The organism is Streptomyces sp. SID14478, from assembly GCF_010548525.1.
GTDB lineage: Bacteria > Actinomycetota > Actinomycetes > Streptomycetales > Streptomycetaceae > Streptomyces.
This window is the reverse complement of record NZ_JAAGMG010000966.1, coordinates 1-1,329: the sequence shown is the minus strand read 5'-3', so window position 1 is coordinate 1,329 and position 1,329 is coordinate 1. Positions and strand designations below refer to the sequence as shown.

2 protein-coding genes are annotated in these 1,329 nt (G+C 74.2%); one reads left to right on the top strand and one right to left on the bottom strand.

The genetic code is table 11. The features are described from left to right. Positions 1 to 247: 247 nt before the first annotated feature. Positions 248 to 904: a TetR/AcrR family transcriptional regulator gene (locus tag G3I40_RS31135; protein ID WP_164305963.1), complete on the bottom strand. Its 657-nt coding sequence runs from the start codon at positions 902 to 904 to the stop codon at positions 248 to 250. A gap of 101 nt (positions 905 to 1,005) precedes the next feature. Between G3I40_RS31135 and G3I40_RS31130 the strand changes: the two genes are divergently transcribed. Then, positions 1,006 to 1,329: FAD-dependent monooxygenase (locus G3I40_RS31130; RefSeq protein ID WP_164305962.1), on the top strand; the 324-nt coding region annotated here is incomplete at its 3' end.

Below are 1,329 nucleotides of genomic sequence, written 5' to 3'. Positions count from 1 at the left end.
GGCCGGTCGGCGTGGCCGTCGGGGCGCGGCTCCGGAGCGGCGACGGACGGTGCGGGCGTGGCCGGGGCGCTGGGAGCGGGGACGCTCATGCATCCGGTCGCGGTGGCGGCGCCGACGGCGGCGGCCGCCGTCAGCAGGAGCGCGGTTGATCTGGGCTTTCTGAGCACCCGGGCCACTCTGCTGGACGGGACGGCGCCGGGGGAACCGCAGACGGTGAGGTTGCCCCGCACGGGTGACGATGGATGCCTCAGGCGTCCTTGTCGGGTCGACGGTCGTCGGGCCGAAGCTCGTCGGACCGGGGGCCGTCGAGCATGCCGTGCAGCAACTCCGCGAACCCCTTGCGCAGTTCCGCGAGGGACGGCACCGCCGTGTGGAACGAGCCCGCCACGCACGAGAACATCATCCCCTCGGTCCACGCGACCAGCGACAGGGTGTGCCGCGCGGGGTCCGGGGAGCCCGCCGCCCGCAGCAGTTCGGTGAGCGGGCGGTGGAACTGGCGGCCCGTGTCGTCGAAGAACGTGCGCAGTTCCGGACGGCGGGTCGCCTCCAGGGCCAATTCGTAGCGGCAGACGAGCAGTTGGGGATTGCGGGTCAGGTAGCGGTGCAGTGCGAGCGCCATGCCGTCGACCAGCGCGGGCAGTCCGCCCGCCGGGCCGGGCAGTTCGTCCACGGCGAGCACCCGTCCCTCGTGCACGGCGAGCCGCCGCACCGCCGTTTCGAGCAGGGCGAGCCGGGTGCGCGCGTGGTTCGACGTCGAGCCCTGCGGCAGGTGGGCCACCTCGTCCACCGCGCGGTGCGTCAGCCCGCGCATGCCGCGCTCCGCGAGCAGGACCAGGGCGGCGTCGGCGATCCGGTCGGGGCGGGGCAGCGCGGGGTCGCGCGGTGCGGTCGTCGTGCGAGACATGGGGCCAACCTACCGCGGAAACTACAGGTGTAGTACCTTCGCCCTATGGGCTCACTACAGGTGTAGTGAGTGGCAAGTGCGTCGTACCCCTGGGAGGCGTCATGGCACCGTCCGAGCACATACCTCATGCGTCACCCCCGCGGCGGCGACCGGCCACGGCCGTCGTGATCGGCGGCGGCATCGGAGGACTCACCGCCGCCCTGGCCCTGCACCTGCGCGGCTGGCACGTGAGCGTCCTGGAGCGGGCGCGCGAGCTGAAGCCCGTCGGGGCCGGCATCTCGCTCGCGCCCAACGCGCTGCGCGCGCTCGACGTCGTCGGGCTCGGCGACGAGCTCCGCCCGCTCGCCGCCTGGGAGGGCGAGGGCGGCCTGCTGACACCGAAGGGCCGGTGGCTGTCCCGTACCGATCCGGGCCTCGCCGCGCAG

Excerpts from the sequence above, each read along its gene's own strand:
- G3I40_RS31135 (WP_164305963.1), bottom strand. The coding sequence starts at position 904 with ATGTCTCGCACGACGACCGCACCGCGCGACCCCGCGCTGCCCCGCCCC.